At 66.0% G+C, this 16134-nt stretch carries 15 protein-coding genes; 8 read left to right on the forward strand and 7 right to left on the reverse strand.

Annotated elements, in window-relative coordinates; translation table 11 throughout:
- The first annotated feature begins 2 nt into the window (after nucleotides 1–2).
- On the forward strand, nucleotides 3–1265 hold the full coding sequence (locus QGG75_05760; protein ID MDP6066749.1) for a hypothetical protein: 1263 nt from the start codon (nucleotides 3–5) through the stop codon (nucleotides 1263–1265).
- Nucleotides 1266–1283: 18 nt separating this feature from the next.
- On the opposite strand, the gene QGG75_05765 is transcribed toward QGG75_05760, so the two are convergent.
- The 7 genes from QGG75_05765 to QGG75_05795 all read right to left on the reverse strand — a co-directional run bounded on the left by QGG75_05765 (nucleotide 1284) and on the right by QGG75_05795 (nucleotide 8106).
- Nucleotides 1284–3008 carry a thiamine pyrophosphate-binding protein gene (locus QGG75_05765; protein MDP6066750.1) on the reverse strand — a complete coding sequence of 575 codons (1725 nt, stop codon included), beginning with the start codon at nucleotides 3006–3008 and terminating at the stop codon, nucleotides 1284–1286.
- A gap of 117 nt (nucleotides 3009–3125) precedes the next feature.
- Entirely contained in the window at nucleotides 3126–4448 is a 1323-nt protein-coding gene (locus tag QGG75_05770) for a HipA domain-containing protein (GenBank protein MDP6066751.1), read from the reverse strand.
- Nucleotides 4438–4776 (reverse strand): helix-turn-helix transcriptional regulator, encoded by a 339-nt coding sequence (locus QGG75_05775; GenBank protein MDP6066752.1) that lies wholly within the window; start codon nucleotides 4774–4776, stop codon nucleotides 4438–4440. Before QGG75_05775 ends, QGG75_05770 begins: the two co-directional genes overlap by 11 nt.
- A gap of 188 nt (nucleotides 4777–4964) precedes the next feature.
- Nucleotides 4965–5294 (reverse strand): TraR/DksA C4-type zinc finger protein, encoded by a 330-nt coding sequence (locus tag QGG75_05780; GenBank protein MDP6066753.1) that lies wholly within the window; start codon nucleotides 5292–5294, stop codon nucleotides 4965–4967.
- 4 nt (nucleotides 5295–5298) lie between these two features.
- Complete coding sequence (locus tag QGG75_05785) at nucleotides 5299–6852, reverse strand: AMP-binding protein (GenBank protein ID MDP6066754.1); 1554 nt, start codon at nucleotides 6850–6852, stop codon at nucleotides 5299–5301.
- A gap of 17 nt (nucleotides 6853–6869) precedes the next feature.
- On the reverse strand, nucleotides 6870–7208 hold the full coding sequence (locus tag QGG75_05790; protein ID MDP6066755.1) for a hypothetical protein: 339 nt from the start codon (nucleotides 7206–7208) through the stop codon (nucleotides 6870–6872).
- Nucleotides 7209–7239: 31 nt separating this feature from the next.
- Nucleotides 7240–8106: a VOC family protein gene (locus QGG75_05795; GenBank protein MDP6066756.1), complete on the reverse strand. Its 867-nt coding sequence runs from the start codon at nucleotides 8104–8106 to the stop codon at nucleotides 7240–7242.
- A gap of 495 nt (nucleotides 8107–8601) precedes the next feature.
- Between QGG75_05795 and mraZ the strand changes: the two genes are divergently transcribed.
- The 7 genes from mraZ to mraY are packed head-to-tail and all read left to right on the forward strand — an operon-like array spanning nucleotide 8602 to nucleotide 16133.
- Nucleotides 8602–9069, forward strand: a complete 468-nt coding sequence (gene mraZ, locus QGG75_05800) for a division/cell wall cluster transcriptional repressor MraZ (protein MDP6066757.1) — start codon at nucleotides 8602–8604, stop codon at nucleotides 9067–9069.
- Between the two features lie 20 nt (nucleotides 9070–9089).
- A complete protein-coding gene (rsmH, locus tag QGG75_05805; protein ID MDP6066758.1) occupies nucleotides 9090–10103 on the forward strand; it encodes a 16S rRNA (cytosine(1402)-N(4))-methyltransferase RsmH in 1014 nt (337 codons plus the stop codon).
- Nucleotides 10100–10465, forward strand: a complete 366-nt coding sequence (locus QGG75_05810; GenBank protein ID MDP6066759.1) for a hypothetical protein — start codon at nucleotides 10100–10102, stop codon at nucleotides 10463–10465. Before rsmH ends, QGG75_05810 begins: the two co-directional genes overlap by 4 nt.
- Entirely contained in the window at nucleotides 10462–12147 is a 1686-nt protein-coding gene (locus QGG75_05815; GenBank protein ID MDP6066760.1) for a penicillin-binding protein 2, read from the forward strand. Before QGG75_05810 ends, QGG75_05815 begins: the two co-directional genes overlap by 4 nt.
- A 4-nt stretch (nucleotides 12148–12151) precedes the next feature.
- A complete protein-coding gene (locus QGG75_05820) occupies nucleotides 12152–13600 on the forward strand; it encodes a UDP-N-acetylmuramoyl-L-alanyl-D-glutamate--2,6-diaminopimelate ligase (protein ID MDP6066761.1) in 1449 nt (482 codons plus the stop codon).
- A complete protein-coding gene (locus QGG75_05825) occupies nucleotides 13597–15027 on the forward strand; it encodes a UDP-N-acetylmuramoylalanyl-D-glutamyl-2,6-diaminopimelate--D-alanyl-D-alanine ligase (GenBank protein MDP6066762.1) in 1431 nt (476 codons plus the stop codon). The genes QGG75_05820 and QGG75_05825 overlap by 4 nt, the downstream gene beginning before the upstream one ends.
- Before the next feature lie 20 nt (nucleotides 15028–15047).
- Nucleotides 15048–16133, forward strand: coding sequence for a phospho-N-acetylmuramoyl-pentapeptide-transferase (mraY, locus tag QGG75_05830; protein MDP6066763.1), 1086 nt, complete (start codon nucleotides 15048–15050; stop codon nucleotides 16131–16133).
- Nucleotide 16134 lies beyond the last annotated feature (1 nt).

Genomic DNA, 16134 nt, shown 5'->3' on the forward strand with positions numbered 1-16134 from the left:
CGATGAATGGCGACAAAAAATTCCTCATCGGCGTGGTGGCCGTGGTCATCGCCCTGGCGCTGGTCTCGGCGGCCGTGAACCTGGTCATCGACCCCTATGGCGTCCATCGTCTGGTCGAGATCGAGGGCTTCAACGCGGTCAAGCCTTCGGCCCAAGGCAATCTGCGGCTGGCCAAGGCCTACAACATCACCAGCCAGAGCCCCGAAGGCGTGCTGCTGGGCAATTCCCGGGTCGAGCAGGGCTTCAATCCGGCCGGCGCCTCGGTGCGTTTCCACCGCTCGATCTACAATGCCGGCCTGCCCGGATCGACGATCTACGAGAACTATCGCTATCTCCAGCATGCGGCGCGCTTGGGCACCCTGAAGGTGGCGGTGCTGGGGCTGGATATCTTTGCCTTCAACACCAACATGTTCCGCCAGGCCTCGAACTTCAGCGAGGGCCGCCTGGCGGTACAGTTGGACGGCCAAATCACGCGGCTTTGGAACCTCGCCCGATTTCGCGATCTGCATCAGATCTATGTGGCCTGGCCGACGCTGATGAAGTCGATCGCCACGGTGATGGATCAAGACGAGCCCTGGGCCTCGACCCGCACCATGCTGGGCTTCAATCCGGTCAGGGAAGGCGACGAATATGCCAAGGTAAAAAGCTATTGGCGCAGCTTTCGCAAACAAAACCGCAAGCATATTCGGCTGTTGCAGGCACATCCCATGAATTTCGGGCCGACCGCCGGCTGGCCCAACGGCTCGATGGTCTATTTCGAACGCCTGGTGGCCTTCTGCCGAGCCAAGAACATAAAGCTGATGCTGGCCATCCATCCCTATCACGCCCACATGCTCGAAGTGTTGCATGGCTCGGGCGCCTGGCCGGTGTTCGAATCCTGGAAGCGTGAACTGGTCGCCGTGCTGGCCTCGGACCGGGCCCGCCACCCCGGGGCGGTGGAATTCGAGCTTTGGGATTTCAGCGGCTACAACTCCATCACCACGGAAAAGGTACCGCCGCAAGGCAGCACGCAAGTGACCAAATGGTACTGGGGATCGTCCCACTACAAACAGTCCGTCAGCCCGCTGATGGGACAGCGCGCCTTCGACTATGGCGACCTGGCACCGGTCCCGGCCGACTTCGGTATCCTGCTCAGGCCCAACAACCTGGAAACCCACATGCAGGGCTTCGCCGCCCGGCGCCAGGCCTATCGCCAGGCCCGGCCCAAAGAGATGGCGGACATCCAGCGCCTGTTCGCACAGGAGAGGCACCGGCGCGGGCGATGACCCGGTGACAAATCCGGACTACCCATCCCGGCCCTCGAAGGCAGCAAACTCGCTCATGAAGGGGGCGGCAATGTCGGCGTTGATCTTGCAGTCCAGGAAGATCGGCCCCTGAGGGTCGTTCAGCAAAGGGGCGACGGCGCCCAAGTCGTCCAGGGTGCGTATGGTCGCTGCCTGGAAACCGAACGCTTCGGCGACAGGGGCAAAATCGACGTCCGGAAACAGCGACTTTTCGACAGGCTGCTGATGCGCCCGAAGCAGATGCAGCTCGGCCCCGTAGGCACAATCATTCATCAACACCACGATGAGGGGAAGATCTTCGCGGGCCGCGGTATCAAGCTCGCTCATGGTCATGACGAAGGCACCGTCGCCGATGATCAGCACCGTCGTCGTCTCCGGCCGCGCCTTGGCGACGCCCAGCGCTGTACCGAAGCCGAGGCCGATGGAGGCGAATTCATTGGTCATTTTGAAATGCCCCGGTCCGGGCGTCGTGAGGTAAGGAACCACGCCCAGGAAATTGCCCCCGTCATAGATCAGTTGGCGCTGGGCCGGCAAAAGCCGGTCGAGCTCAATGGCCAGGGAGCGCGGATCGACGGTGCGGGCGGTGGGGGCGGCCGAGAAATCGGTGGCGATGTCAAAATCGGCAAGACTTTGCCGCACCTCGCCGGAGTGGAAGGGCTTTTCGGCCGGCGACCGGGTCGGCACCGCCTCCAGGATCTGTTCCGCCACGACACGGGCATCGCCGACCAGAGCAACATCGGCGTTGGTCCAGCGGCCAATATTGCTGCGCACCTGATCCACTTGAACCAGCGGCGCGGCGGGCAGGGCATTACCGAAACTCATGGTCAGGAAGTTCAGGCCGGCGCCAAAAACCAGCACGCAATCGGCTTCGGCCACATAGCGCCGCCCCAATGAATGGGAGAAGGAACCCAGGATGCCCAGGTTGTTGGGGTTGCCCCGGAACATGTCCTTGCCCCGGGCCGTGGTAATCAGCAAGGCGCCGATTTTGTCAGCCAGGCTTTCCAGCGTCGGCCCCGCCTCCGCCAGATGGGCGCCCCAACCGGCAACGATCAGGGGCCGTTGGCTGGCTGCCAGCAGGCCGATGGTGGTGGCGATGCCCGGCGGCCGGGCCCCGGCGCCGAGCCTTGAGGGTGGCTGGGCGATGGGCTTTTGGTCATCCTGCACCTCGAGATCGGCAAGCTGAACGTCAGTGGGCAGGTGGAGCGTTATCAACCGGCCCCGCATGGCCATCGCCACGGCATCGGCAAGCGCCGTCCGGGCGGCCCGGGGCGTGGTGGGAAAGTAGGCCTGCAAGCCGGCGGCGGTGAAGACGCCACGGGAATCAAAGGTCTTGTAATCGGGCCCGATGCTGTTCGGCCCGCCGCCGCCCACCGGCGCCTCGCCGTAAATGAGCAGGACCTTCGAGCCCGTCCGCGAGGCACTGACGGCCCCGTGCAGCCCATTCGCCGCGGCCGGCCCGCGGCCGATGACGGCGACGCCCAGCCGGCCGGAGGCGGCGGCATAACCTTCGGCCATGGCGATGGCGCTGTTCTCGTGCCGGGCGCCCAAAAAGGGGATGCCGATGGCGTCGATCTCCGTCGCCAGCATCGCCGTGTCGTCGCTCATCAGGCCGAATACCGTATCGACACCAAGATTCTTGAGGTCGTGGGCCAGCGCCTCATAGGTAGGTATGGAGCGCCCTGTCCCAGTGCCGCTGGCGGCACTATCTTTTGCCGATTTGTTCATTTCCCCCCCGTCGCGTTCGCCTTTGCCTGGCACGATCTGCGCAACTGCCAGCGCGACCATCCGCGGGCAGGCTAGCACAATCACGTCGCTTCGGCCCCGCCCCCGGTCACGGATGATCTATGGCCGATTGCCAGACCTGAATTTCTGCCGCAATTCGTCGGCGAGATCTCGAAGATGAATTGTTTCATCCGCCAAGTCCTCAAAGGCAAAAGGATTCAGAAATTGGCGGCCCCAGAATAGATTTCCATCGGCATCGCTAAGTTCGGCGGCCTGGCAAACCTTGGCCCAATTCTCGCCGATACCAATCATCTGTTTTTCGATGATGGCGACAGCTTCTTCAATCGAGAGCTGGAACAAATGGGCGGCTTCCAAGCAGGCGGAGATTCGGCTCATGCGATTGTCACCAGATATCAACATGGCTTGAGAAGCCTCGTTGCCGGAACGCCCCTGCGGGCAAATGTCATAGGCGGGGGTTAGGGTCAGTATTTCGCCGTCCCAGAAGGCGGCGTGGTTGCGCGCATGGTCATCGGTATTACCGCTGAGGATGTTAAACGTCATCCGGCCAAAGAGTTCCCTTAAGCTTGCGGGCGCATCGCTGAATCTGTGGCGGACAATTTCCGCCAAGTCCTCATAGCTGGCGTAACGGGCCATCATCTCATCGAGTTCAAAGAGGGTCAGGGCCGAGACCATGCTTTTGCGTTGCCACCCCTGCGCTGACAGCACGCGGTCAAACCGTTCAATCAGCAGCACGTCCTTGCTAGCGGTCTTCTTAAGCGTCACCGGTGCGACGCTCAGGCCGACAATGTGGGCCAAGCGCATGGCGACAAACTCGCCTTTGACTACGCTATGGAGGTCCGAGCTGGAGGAAAACTTGGCGATAAATTTCTTCTTGTGATCCTCGACAAGCGCTTTCGGACGGGCCCCGCCAATCGAACTTCCATAGTGCAGGGCTTGATCAAGTTCAGCAGTCAGGGGAATGCCTTTCTCGACGCGTTCGGCGGCCTCGAGCAGCTCGTCCAGCGACGCGTTTGTCGGCGAACGGGGGACGTATTCACTGGGAGAGCGCTGAAAATCCAAAGCGCCAATACGGTCGGAGCCAGATTCCAGCAGGTAGGTCAACTCGTCGAGTTGGTTGTCGGTAACATTTTTCCCCTGGCGGCTCAGCTTCCTGTTGATGATGACGCGCCGTCCCCACGCATCGGGAGCACCGTCTCGGATGCAGTTGGGCAGGGAAAGGCCGGGGAGCAGGGGAATCATCCCCGCTTGCAACGGCAGTTCCGGCTCATGGATTGGCATGGCGTTGTCGCGTTCCAGATAGCTTTTACCGTAGTTGAACAGCAACACCTCGCCTTCGGCAAATAGCCGACCGGCGACCACCGGCTGCGTCTCTGCCGGCAGCCAAATCCAGACATAAGCCTCGGTGTAGCCGTTAGAAGTCATCTTCTACGACCCTTCGCGGCTTATGGGTGCTTTTGGGGAGCAGGGCCAGCTTTTCGTCTGCCAGCTTGGTGTGCCTGGTCAGCGTCGATTTTTCGGCATCGAACAGCGTGACGCCAACAATCGTTGCCACTTCGAAGACGAGGCCGATTTCACACTTGAGGTCACCGTTTTCGATCTTGCGCAGCGTGTAACGCGTGATGCCCGCCCGATCCGCCACGTCCTCTGCGGTCAGCTTGCGTTCTTTCCGGCCCAGCCTAATGAGCTTGCCGAGCAGCGCGGCGGCTTCCTTGCTGTAGCGCGAATATGCTCGCGATTTTGTCCGCCCCATAGCTTTACTCGAATGGTTACTGTAACGACCATATTTCCCAAATATGGTCGTTACAGTAATCATTCTAATGCCAAGCGTTGATAGCGTCAAACACAAATGATTACCGTGGTAACCATTTTTTTGAATATGGTTAATCAGGTGACCATCGCCCACGACGTCCGCTCAAGTTCGCGAGCAACGCAAACGCTTCAGCCCCCGGCGCAGTCGATACAAAGCGGCACCGCCGGATCGAGCTCCAAGCGCGCCGGTTCGATCTCCTCGCCGCAGCGCAGGCAGTCGCCGAATTCGTCGGCTGCCAGGCGGGCCAGCGCGGCGTCGATGCGGCGGATTTCCTGGCCGCGGCGGCGATCGGTTTCCAGCGACATGGCCTGAACCTGCAGCGCGTCCATGCGCGAGAGCCGGCCGACGCGGGACTGGTCGAGCTCGACGGGGGCCCGTGCGGCGTCCGAGGCGGCGGCTATCTCGACCAACTCCTGGCGCCTTTGCTCAAGGCGGGCTTTGGCCTTGGCGGCTTTCATCCGCTCAGCCCACCTGGCGGTCCTGGCCCTGCCAGTAGCGCTGGCGAATGTCGCGCTTCAGCACCTTGCCCACCGGGCTGCGCGGCAGGGTCTCGATGAAGTCGACGCTTTTGGGCGCCTTGACGGAGCCCAGCTTCTCTTTGCAGAGCGCGATGATCTCCTCGACCGCGACGCTGGCGCCGGGCTTGAGTTCGATCACCGCCTTGACGGCTTCCCCCCATTTTTCGTCGGGCACGCCGACCACGGCGCAATCCTGTACCGCCGCGTGGCTCCAGATCACGCGTTCGATCTCGCTGGGATAGACGTTGAAGCCGCCCGAGATGATCATGTCCTTCAAACGGTCGACGATATAAATGTAGCCGTCCTCGTCCTTCTGGCCGATGTCGCCGGTGTGGTGCCAGCCGAACTTCGAGACCTTGGCGGTTTCCTCGGCGTTGCGGTAGTAGCCCAGCATCACCATGTTGCCGCGCACCACGATCTCGCCGGGCTGGCCCGGGCCCAGGATATTGCCCTCTTCGTCCATGATCTCGGTCGGCGTCAGCAGCGTCGGGCGGCCGCAACTGGCCAGCCGGCCGGCCTGGTTGCCGGCCAGCGCCTCGGTGTGTTCGGCGGGCGAGAAATAGGTGCAGATCATCGGCGCCTCGGCCTGGCCAAAGGTCTGGGTCATGATCGGCCCGAAGATCTCGATGGCCTGCTTGAGCTTGTCCACCGACATGGGCGCCGCGGCGTAAATGAAATACTTCAGCGAGGAATAGTCGAACTCGCGTACCCGGGGATGGGCCAGCATGACGTAGACCGCCGTCGGCGGCAGGAAGAGGTGGCTGACGCGGTGGCGCTCGATGGCCTGCATCACCGCCAGGGCGTCGAATTCCTTGAGGATGACGTTGCTGGCACCCAGGCCCATAAGAGTCAGCGCCATGACGCCGGCGGCATGGGTCATGGGCGCCACCACCAGGTGCACCGGCGGCTCGGGGCTGGGCATGCAGAGGTTCATGGTGGCGATCATGGTTTCCAGATTGAGGCTCGAAAGCATGACGCCCTTGGGTGCGCCGGTGGTGCCGCCCGAGCCGATGATCATGGCCAGGCGGTGCGGATCGTCGGGCCAGTCAGCCAGTTCGCCCGGCGGCTCGACGATCCAGTCGGCCAGCGCCGGCACATCGCCGTCGACCCGGTCGATGCAGACGAAGGTGGCGAGAGCGGGGCATTGCTCGCGCATCCGGGCCACGTTTTCCGCAAACGACGAATGGTAGAACAGCACCTCGGCCTCGGTGTTGTTCAAGATGTAGCAATTGTCGTCGATGGCGTTGCGGGCGTTGACCGGCACCCAAACGGCGCCGGCCCGGGCCAGGCCGATGATGCATTCGAAGGCCCGGGCGGCGTTGGGGCTGTAGACCGCCACCTTGGTGCCGTCGCCCAGGCCCAGGGCCTGAAGCGCCTGGGCGATGCCCTGGCTGAGCTCGTGGCTCTGAGCATAAGTGCGGCTCTCCTCGTCATCGACGAGAAAGGCCCGTTCGGGGGCCAGGGCGGCGCCCCGGTCGAAGAAATCGATGATACGCATGCCGGATGCTCTCGAGGCTAGTCGGGGTCTTGCAGCAGCTCACTCAAGTGCGCCTCTGCCCGTTCGGCGCTTTCGGCGGCCTCGCGGGCAGCCCGGCCGCTATCGGTGACCGCCTCGTGGGCATAATCGGCGGCCCGGGCGGCGCGCTCGGCGGCCTGGCCGATGTCCTCGAAGCGGCTGCGCGCTTCTTCCAGGGCCCGGCGGTTAGCGGCTCTCGCGCCCTCCAGCGCCTGGCCCGCCGCAGCCACCTTGTGTTTTGGGCAAAGGCCGGGCGGCTGGCAGCTGCAAGGCGTGGCCTCCAGATCATCGGCCAACTCGTCGAGCAGCCGGCTCAGGGTAGCGATTTCATCCGTCATGGGCCGATCTTAGCCCTCATTTTTCACTTGGTCACGGCCTGCGGTGACCCCAGTCGCTGAGGCGGTCGTAGCTGCCGATCCGCCAGTCGGCGCCGATGGTGCGGCCGCCCCAGCCCAATTCGAACTGGAAGCCCGAGGGCGTGCGGCCGTAGAAAGAGGTCATGCGGTCGTTGGGGTGGCGGCCGATGCCCTGGACGATCTCGACACCCTGGTCCTGGCAGCGATCGAAGGCGCGGCCGAAGTCGTCCCAATCGGCCACTTGGAATATGATGTGGTGGGTGCGCTTGCGGCGCGCCATGCCGACCACCGAGAGCGAATGGTGGCGGGGATTGGCGTGAAAGAAGGTGACGCTGAGGGGCCCGGCCGGCGTCGTGGCCTCGATGGTGTCCGAGAGGCCGAGGCCCAGGAGATCACGGTAGAAGGCGATCGTGGGGCCATATTGCGCCGGCGCGACGTTGATCACCACGTGCCCCAGGCCCTGGTCGCCGGTGACGAAACCGCCGGGCACCAGGGGCGAGGCGAAGCTCTGGGCCGCGTTCTCCGCGCCATGGCCGATCTCCAGCGGATTGCCGGCGGGATCGCTAAGCGCCACGAAGCCGGCAACGCCGCGCCGCCGGGCTTGATCGGCGCCGCCGGCCCGCCACGCCACGCCGGCCGCGGTCAGGCGCTGCTCCAGCGCCGTCAGCGCCGCTCCGTCGCTGGCCAACCAGCCGCTATAAGCGACATCGTCGGCCGCACCCGGCTCGATGACATAGCGCCGCATCCGGGCGTCCATGCGGAAACCAAAATCATCGGCGCCCCGCGTAAGTCCCACGGTGGCAGTAAGAAAATCGCACCAAGCCTCGGGCCTGCTGGCTTCGATGCCCAGATACCCCAGTTCGACGATGCCACTTTCCATGAGAAAACCCCAAGAGCTGCCGTATTGGCCTCAAACTTAGGAGTTACGGCACCGAAAGCAAGTTGCCGGCGCCCCTCGTCAGGCTGGAACAGAGATTGATATCCTGGCTCTATATCTTTGATATTTCACAATATTTCAGGGTCGAATTCATTTTTCCGAGTTCGACCGCGATCACGGCGCCAAGTTCTGAAGCGAATACCTTAGTAAGAACAAACTGCGAACACAATTCTGCCACAATTCAAGCCTAGACAAAATCGAGGCAGCATTTGAGACCCCCGGGAGGGCTCTTGGCGATATCTGGAGCGTTTAACAATGACGGCTAACTAGTTCTTGAACCATACATTTTTGACTTGGTTTCCCATTGACTCCCATGTTTTCCCATGATACCCCATACCGTCCCATGAAGAGGCCTGAGGCGCAATCGGCAAGGGAAAGCGCGCATTTCAGGCGGTCGGGTGATGGGACCGAGGCTTGGCTTCGGAAAGGGGCTGGGGGATGGCATTGTTCTCATCCACCTTTGTTAACAAGGTCGACAAAAAGGGGCGCGTTTCCGTGCCGGCCCCCTTTCGCGCCGAGCTTGTCGGCCAGACCTTTCACGGCATCGTCGCCTACCCCTCGCTTAGCGAACCCGCCATCGACGCCAGCGGCATCGACCGCATGGCCATGCTTTCGAACCGGCTCGATGCCGAGGATCCCTTCGCCGCGGAGTACGACCCGCGGGCCGACGCCATCTTCGGCGATTCGGTGCAGCTCTCTTTCGATCCCGAAGGCCGCGTGATGCTGCCCGAGATCCTGCGCCAGCACGCCGCCATCGGCGACCAGGCGGCCTTCGTTGGCCGCGGCCCCACCTTCCAGATCTGGGAGCCCGAGGCCATGCGCCGAAGCCGGGCCGAGATCCGCCAGCGCGCCCGCGAGACCATCACCGCGGCGCGGCGCCAAACCGACGACCGGAACCAAGGGTAGAGGGGACTAGAGAACCAAGCATGCGCGACGGAGACAACATGGGGCAAGGCGGCCACGTACCGGTCATGCTGGCCGAAGTACTGGGCGCCCTGTCACCGGCGGCCGGCGAGATCATGGTCGACGGCACTTTCGGTGCCGGCGGCTACGCCCGGGGGTTGCTCGACGCCGCCGATTGCACCCTCTTCGCCATCGACCGCGACGCCCAAGCAGTGGCCCGGGGCGAGGCCCTGGCCGAGCGTTTTGGCGGCCGCCTGAAAATGCTGGAGGGCCGATTCTCGGAAATGCCCGACCTGCTGGCCGGCGCCGGCATAGCGGCCGTCGACGGCATCGCGCTTGATCTTGGCCTCTCGTCACTGCAACTCGACAGTGCCGCCCGCGGCTTCTCGTTCCGCCACGATGGCCCGCTCGACATGCGCATGGGCGGCCCAGGACCCAGCGCCGCCGAGTTGGTCAACCAGGCCGACGAGCCGACCCTAGCCGACGTCATCCGCCGCTTCGGCGAGGAACGCCACAGCCGCCGCATCGCAGGCGCCATCGTGGCGGCCCGCCAAGGCGCCGCCATCCAAGGCACCGCCGAGTTGGCCGAGATCGTCGTCGCCGCCATACCGGCCGGCAGCCGACGTGGTCCCCGGGGTCCCCGTGGCCAGCCCAAAATCCATCCCGCCACCCGCACCTTCCAGGCGCTGCGCATCTGGGTCAACGACGAGATCGCCGAGCTGCGCCGCGGCCTGGCCGCCGCCGAGATCCTGCTCAGGCCCCGGGGCCGGCTGGCCGTGGTCTCCTTCCATTCCCTCGAGGACCGCGAGGTCAAGCGCTTTTTGGCTCAGCGTAGCGGCCGTGGCGCCGGCCAGCATCGTCACGCCCCGGCCAGCGAAACGCCGGAGCCCAGCTTCGAGCTCATCCGCCGCCGTGTCGGCCGCCCCGGCGCGGCCGAGCTGGCAGCCAACCCGCGGGCCCGCTCGGCCCGCCTGCGGGCGGCCCGGCGCACCGCCGCCCCGGCCTGGCAGGCCCCGGCGGGGCAGGAGGGCCCATGAGGCGCCCGCTGACCATCGCCGCGGTGCTGCTGGCCGCCCTCATGGCCTACGGCCTCTACAACATGAAGTACGAGGTCAAGGGGCTGGAGGGCCGGCTGACAGGGCTCAACCGCCAGCTTCTGGAGCAAGACGAGGCCATCCAGGTGCTGCGCGCCGAGTGGAGCTACCTCAACCGGCCGGCCCGGCTGCAACGCCTGGCGCAGCGCCACCTGGAACTGGCGCCGGTTTCGGTACACGGCATCGAGGCCCTGGCGACGGTGCCACTGAAGGTCAGCAGCCGGCCCGTGGCAAACCTCAAGACCCTGCTGCCGGGCAGCAAGCCGGTCCGCCCGGGCACCAGCAAAAGGAAGCAAAGCCGATGACGCCAGCCCGGCCAGCCCGTCCCGAGACCAACCCGGCGCTGGAAACCGGCCGCAACCGGCTGGTCCTGGTGGCAACGCTGTTTGCCCTGGCCTTTGCCGTGATTGCCGGACGCTTGGTCGATTTGACGGTGCTGCGGGGCAGTGGCGGCGAGCCGGCGCTGGGTCGCGACCTGGCGGCCGTGGTGGCGCCGGTACGGCGCGACATCATCGACCGCCGCGGCGTGCTGCTGGCCACCAACGTGGCCACCGCCTCGCTCTATGCCCGGCCGGCCAAGGTACGCGATGCCGGTGAGGCGGCCCGGCGCCTGGCCGAGGTACTGCCCGAGCTCGATGCCCGGATCCTGGCAGCCAAGCTGGCGGCACGGCGGAGCTTTGTCTGGATCAAGCGCCACCTGACGCCGCGCCAGCAATACCAGGTCAACGCCCTGGGCCTGCCGGGTCTGGGATTCCAGCGCGAGAGCCGGCGCATCTATCCGCACGGCAATCTGTTCGCCCACACACTGGGCTATACCGGCATCGACAACCACGGCCTGGCCGGCCTGGAAAAGCATTTCGACAGCGATCTCGCGGCCGGCAGCAACACGGCCGGCCAAGCGCTCAGGCTCGGCCTCGATACCCGCGTCCAGCACGTGCTGCACGGCGAGCTCAGCCGCGCCGTCGAGGAGTTTCGCGCCCGCGGCGCCAGCGGCCTGGTGCTCGACGTCGACAGCGCCGAAGTGGTGGCCCTGGTGTCGCTGCCCGACTTCGATCCCAACCGCCTGGCCACCGCCTCGTCCGAGGCTCGCTTCAACCGAGCCACGCTGGGGGTCTACGAGATGGGCTCGACCTTCAAGACGCTGACCATGGCCATGGCGCTGGAGGCCGGCGTCGGGCTGAAGCGGAGCTTCGATGCCCGCCAGCCCATTCGGGTGGCCCGCTTCACCATCCGTGACGACCACGCCAAGGCACGCTGGCTGACGCTGCCCGAGATCTTCATCTATTCCTCCAACATCGGCGCCGCCAAGATAGCCTTGGACATCGGCGCCAAGCATCAGCGCCAGTTCCTCGGCGATCTCGGCCTGCTGCGCCGGGCCGCCATCGAACTGCCCGAGGTGGGCAAGCCGCTGATGCCCCGGCCCTGGCGCGAGATCAACACCATGACGGTGGCCTTCGGCCACGGTGTCGCCGTGAGCCCGCTGCAACTGGCCAATGCCGTGGCGGCGCTGCTCAACGGCGGCCTGATGCGCAATCCGACGTTGCTGGCCCGCGAGGGCACCGTGCCCGGCCGCCGGGTGGTCTCGCAACGCACCTCGGATGTCATGCGCTGGCTGATGCGCCTGAATGTCGAACAGGGCACCGGCAAGAAGGCCCGGGCGCCGGGCTATTTGGTCGGCGGCAAGACCGGGACGGCGGAAAAGGTAGGCACCGGAGGCTATCGCCAACGCGCCCTGCTGTCGTCGTTCGTTGGCGCCTTCCCCATGAAGCAGCCGCGCTACGTCGTGCTGGCGGTGCTGGACGAGCCCCAGGGCCGGCCAGAGACCTTCGGCTATGCCACCGGCGGCTGGACGGCGGCGCCGGTGGTGGGCCGGGTGATCGCCCGGGCCGGACCGTTGCTGGGCGTCGGCAAGACGGCCGACCAGACGCCGGCCAGCGCTTTTTATGTTTCCTTCAAACAGGCAACGGGGCGCCGTGCGACTTTCTGACCTCATAGATGACGCCCCCGGGAACGTCCACGGCGGCGATTTTTCGTTTGAAGTCAAAGGCTTGACGGCAGACAGCCGACAGGTGCGCCCGGGCTTTCTGTTTGCCGCCCTGCCCGGCAGCGAGCACGACGGCCGCGACTTCATCGCCCAGGCCCTGGATGACGGCGCCGTCGCCGTGCTGGCGCCGCCCGGCACCCAGCTTGACGAACGCCGCGCCGTTCTCATCATCGATGCCAACCCGCGGCGCCGCCTGGCCCGCCTGGCGGCGCGCTTCTTTGGCCGCCAGCCGGCGCACATCGCCGCCGTCACCGGCACCAACGGCAAAACCTCGGTGGCGCGCTTTACGGAACAGCTTTGGGCCAGCCTTGGCCACCAGGGTGCCAGCCTGGGCACGCTCGGTCTCTCTGGTGCCAGCCTCGACGAGGCCGCCGCCCTGACCACGCCCGACCCGGTGGCGCTGCACCGCAGCCTGGCCGGGCTGGCCGACCAAGGCGTCAGCCACCTGGTCATGGAGGCCTCGAGCCACGGCCTCGATCAATTCCGCCTCGATGGCGTCGACCTGGCCGCCGCCGCCTTTACCAACCTGAGCCAGGACCATCTCGACTATCACCGCGACGAGGCCAGCTATTTGGCCGCCAAGCAGCGCCTGTTCGACGAACTGTTGGCAGCCGATGGCACGGCGGTGCTGAATGCCGACGTGCCCCAATTCGAGGCGCTCCGCGCTATCTGCCGTGAGCGCGACCAGCGCCTCATGAGCTACGGCCGGCGGGGCAGCGAGCTGCGGCTGGTGGCCGAGCGCCAAGATGGCGAAGGACAAAAGCTCGACCTCGAGATCGAGGGCCGGCGCTTCGAGGTTCGCCTGCCCCTGGTCGGCGGCTTCCAGGCCGACAACGCGCTCTGCGCCCTGGGTCTGGTGCTGGCGTTGGGAGCGCCGGCCGATGCCGCCGTGGCGGCGCTGGAGCATCTGCGGGGGGTACCCGGGCGGCTCGAGAAAGTCGCCGTGCATACTTCGGGAGCGCCGGTTTACGTCGATTATGCCCACACCCCGGATGCCCTGGCCCACGCCCTCACGGCCCTGGCGCCGCAGGCCGCCAACCGCCTGGTCGTGGTATTCGGCTGCGGCGGCGACCGCGACCGCGCCAAGCGACCGCTGATGGGCAACATCGCCTGCCGCCTGGCCGACCGCATCATCGTCACCGACGACAACCCGCGCGGCGAGGAGCCGGGCGCCATCCGCCGGGCCGTCCTGGAGGGCTGCGACCGCGGCGTCGAGGTGAACGACCGCGGCGTGGCCATCCGGGCGGCGGTCGGCGGCCTCGACCGGGGAGACGTGCTGGTGATCGCCGGTAAGGGCCACGAGCAGGGTCAGCTGGTGGGCCACGAGATCAGGCCCTTCGACGACGCCCAGGAGGCGCGCCGCGCCGTTCGGGCCAGCGCCGAGGTGCAACCATGACCCCGGAAGTGCTGTGGACGACCCGCGAGGCCCGCGAGGCCACCGGCGGCCGGGCGCTGGGCGACTGGGTCGCCACCGGCGTCTCCATCGACAGCCGCAGCATCGAGGCGGGCGAACTTTTCGTGGCCCTCGAAGGCCCCCACAACAACGGCCACGACCATGTGGCCGAGGCTTTGGCCAAAGGCGCCGCGGCGGCCCTGGTGCGGCGCATTCCAGAGGGACTGAGCCGCGCCGCGCCGCTGCTGCAGGTGGCCGACACCCAAGCCGCACTTGAGGCTCTGGGCAGCCACGCCCGGGGCCGGGTCGGCGCCCGCATCGCCGCCATCACCGGCAGTGTCGGCAAGACCGGCACCAAACAGGCCCTGGACCGGGCACTCGGCCGCTCGGGCGCCTGCCACGCCAGCCTGGCCAGCTACAACAACCTCTGGGGCGTGCCGCTGAGCCTGGCCCGCATGCCGCGCCACAGTGTCTACGGCGTCTTCGAGATCGGCATGAACCACGCCGGCGAGATCGTGCCGCTGGCCCGCCAGGTGCGGCCGCAGGTGGCCATCGTCACGGCGGTGACGGCGGCGCACCTCGAGTTCTTCGCATCAATGGCCGAGATCGCCGAGGCCAAGGCGGAAGTCTTCCAGGGCCTGGAGCCCGGCGGCAGCGCCATCATCAACCGCGACTGCGAGTACTTCGAGCTGCTGGCCGGGCGCGCCCGCGAGCACGGCGCCCGGGTGCTTTCCTTCGGCCAAAACGACGACGCCGACGTGCGCCTCGAACGCCTGGCACTGCATGCCACATGCAGCTGCGCCAGCGCCGACATCGCCGGCCAGCCCATCACCTACAAGATCGGCCTGCCCGGCCGGCACTGGGCGCTGAACAGCCTGGCGGTGCTGGCGGCGGTCAAGGAGATGGGCGCGGATCTCGGCCTGGCGGCACTGGCGCTGGCCGAGCTGGAGGCGCCGGCCGGACGCGGGCGCCTGCACCGGGTGGAACTGGACGAGGGCCACTTCAGCCTGATCGACGACAGCTACAACGCCAACCCGGCTTCGGTGGAGGCTGGTCTGGCGGTACTGGGCGGGGCCCAGGTCGAGGCCGGCGGCCGCCGCCTGGCGGTGCTTGGCGACATGCGCGAGTTGGGAGACGGAGCCATCGACCTGCACGCCGGCCTGGCCGCGACGGTCGAGCAAAACGCCATCGATCTGGTGTTCACATGCGGCCCCCTGATGACCCACCTGGCGGCCTCGCTGCCGGCCAGTCGGCTGGGCAGCCACGCCGACAGCGCCGAAGAAATCCTGCCCCAGGTGCTGGCCGCCTTGCGGCCCGGCGACGTGGTGCTGGTCAAGGGCTCGCTGGCCAGCCGCATGGGGCTCGTGGCCGAAGCGCTGCTGGCACCTCGGCCCCGGAGTCGTGCAGCGCGCCAGGCAGTCAACGGATAGCGCTGGGAGGGGCGACACACATGCTTTTCCTGCTCTCCCAGTTCGCCGATCAGTTCGGGCCCTTCAATCTGTTTCGCTATCTCACCTTCCGCACCGGAGGTGCCGTGCTGACGGCGCTGTTGGTGGCCTTCATCGTCGGTCCGGTGCTGATCCGCTGGCTCAAATCAAAACAGACCAACGGCCAGCCCATCCGCGACGACGGGCCGGTCAACCACATCGTGGGCAAACAGGGCACGCCGACCATGGGTGGCTTCCTCATCCTGCTGGGGCTCTCGATCGGCACGCTGCTGTGGGCCGATCTGAGCAACGATTACGTCTGGGCGACGTTATTGGTGACCATCGGCTTCGGCATGATCGGCTTCGCCGACGACTATTTGAAGGTGACCCGCCAAGATCACCGCGGCCTGCCGGGACGCCTCAAGCTGCTGCTGGAAATCCTGGTGGCGGCAGTCGCGGCCTGGTGGATGGTCGAAATTACCGGAGGTGCCGGGGCCACCGGCCTGGCGCTGCCTTTCTTCAAGGATGTGCTCATAGACCTGGGTATCTTCTTCATACCCTTTGCCGTGCTGGTCATGGTCGGCGCCTCGAATTCGGTCAACCTGACCGACGGCCTGGACGGCCTGGCCATCATGCCGGTGATCATCGCCGCCGGCGCCTTCGCCATGATCTCCTACGTCGTCGGCAACGTCGTGTTCTCGCAATACCTGCAGCTTCACGCCGTCCCCGGGGCCGGCGAACTGGCGGTCTTTTGCGGCGCTCTGGTGGGGGCGGGACTGGGCTTTCTGTGGTTCAACGCGCCGCCCGCCATGGTCTTCATGGGCGATACCGGCAGCCTGGCCGTGGGCGGCGCGCTGGGCGCCACGGCCGTGGTTACCAAGCACGAGTTGGTGCTGGCCATCGTGGGCGGGCTTTTCGTGCTCGAGACGGTGTCGGTGATCGTGCAGGTGGTGTCGTTCAAGACCACCGGGCGTCGGGTCTTCCGGATGGCGCCGCTGCATCACCACTTCGAGGAAAAAGGCTGGCCCGAATCGACCATCGTCATCCGCTTTTGGATCATCGCCGTGGTGCTGGCGCTGATCGGCCTGGCCACCCTGAAGTTGCGTTGAG

Source organism: Alphaproteobacteria bacterium (assembly GCA_030740435.1).
Taxonomy (GTDB): domain Bacteria; phylum Pseudomonadota; class Alphaproteobacteria; order UBA2966; family UBA2966.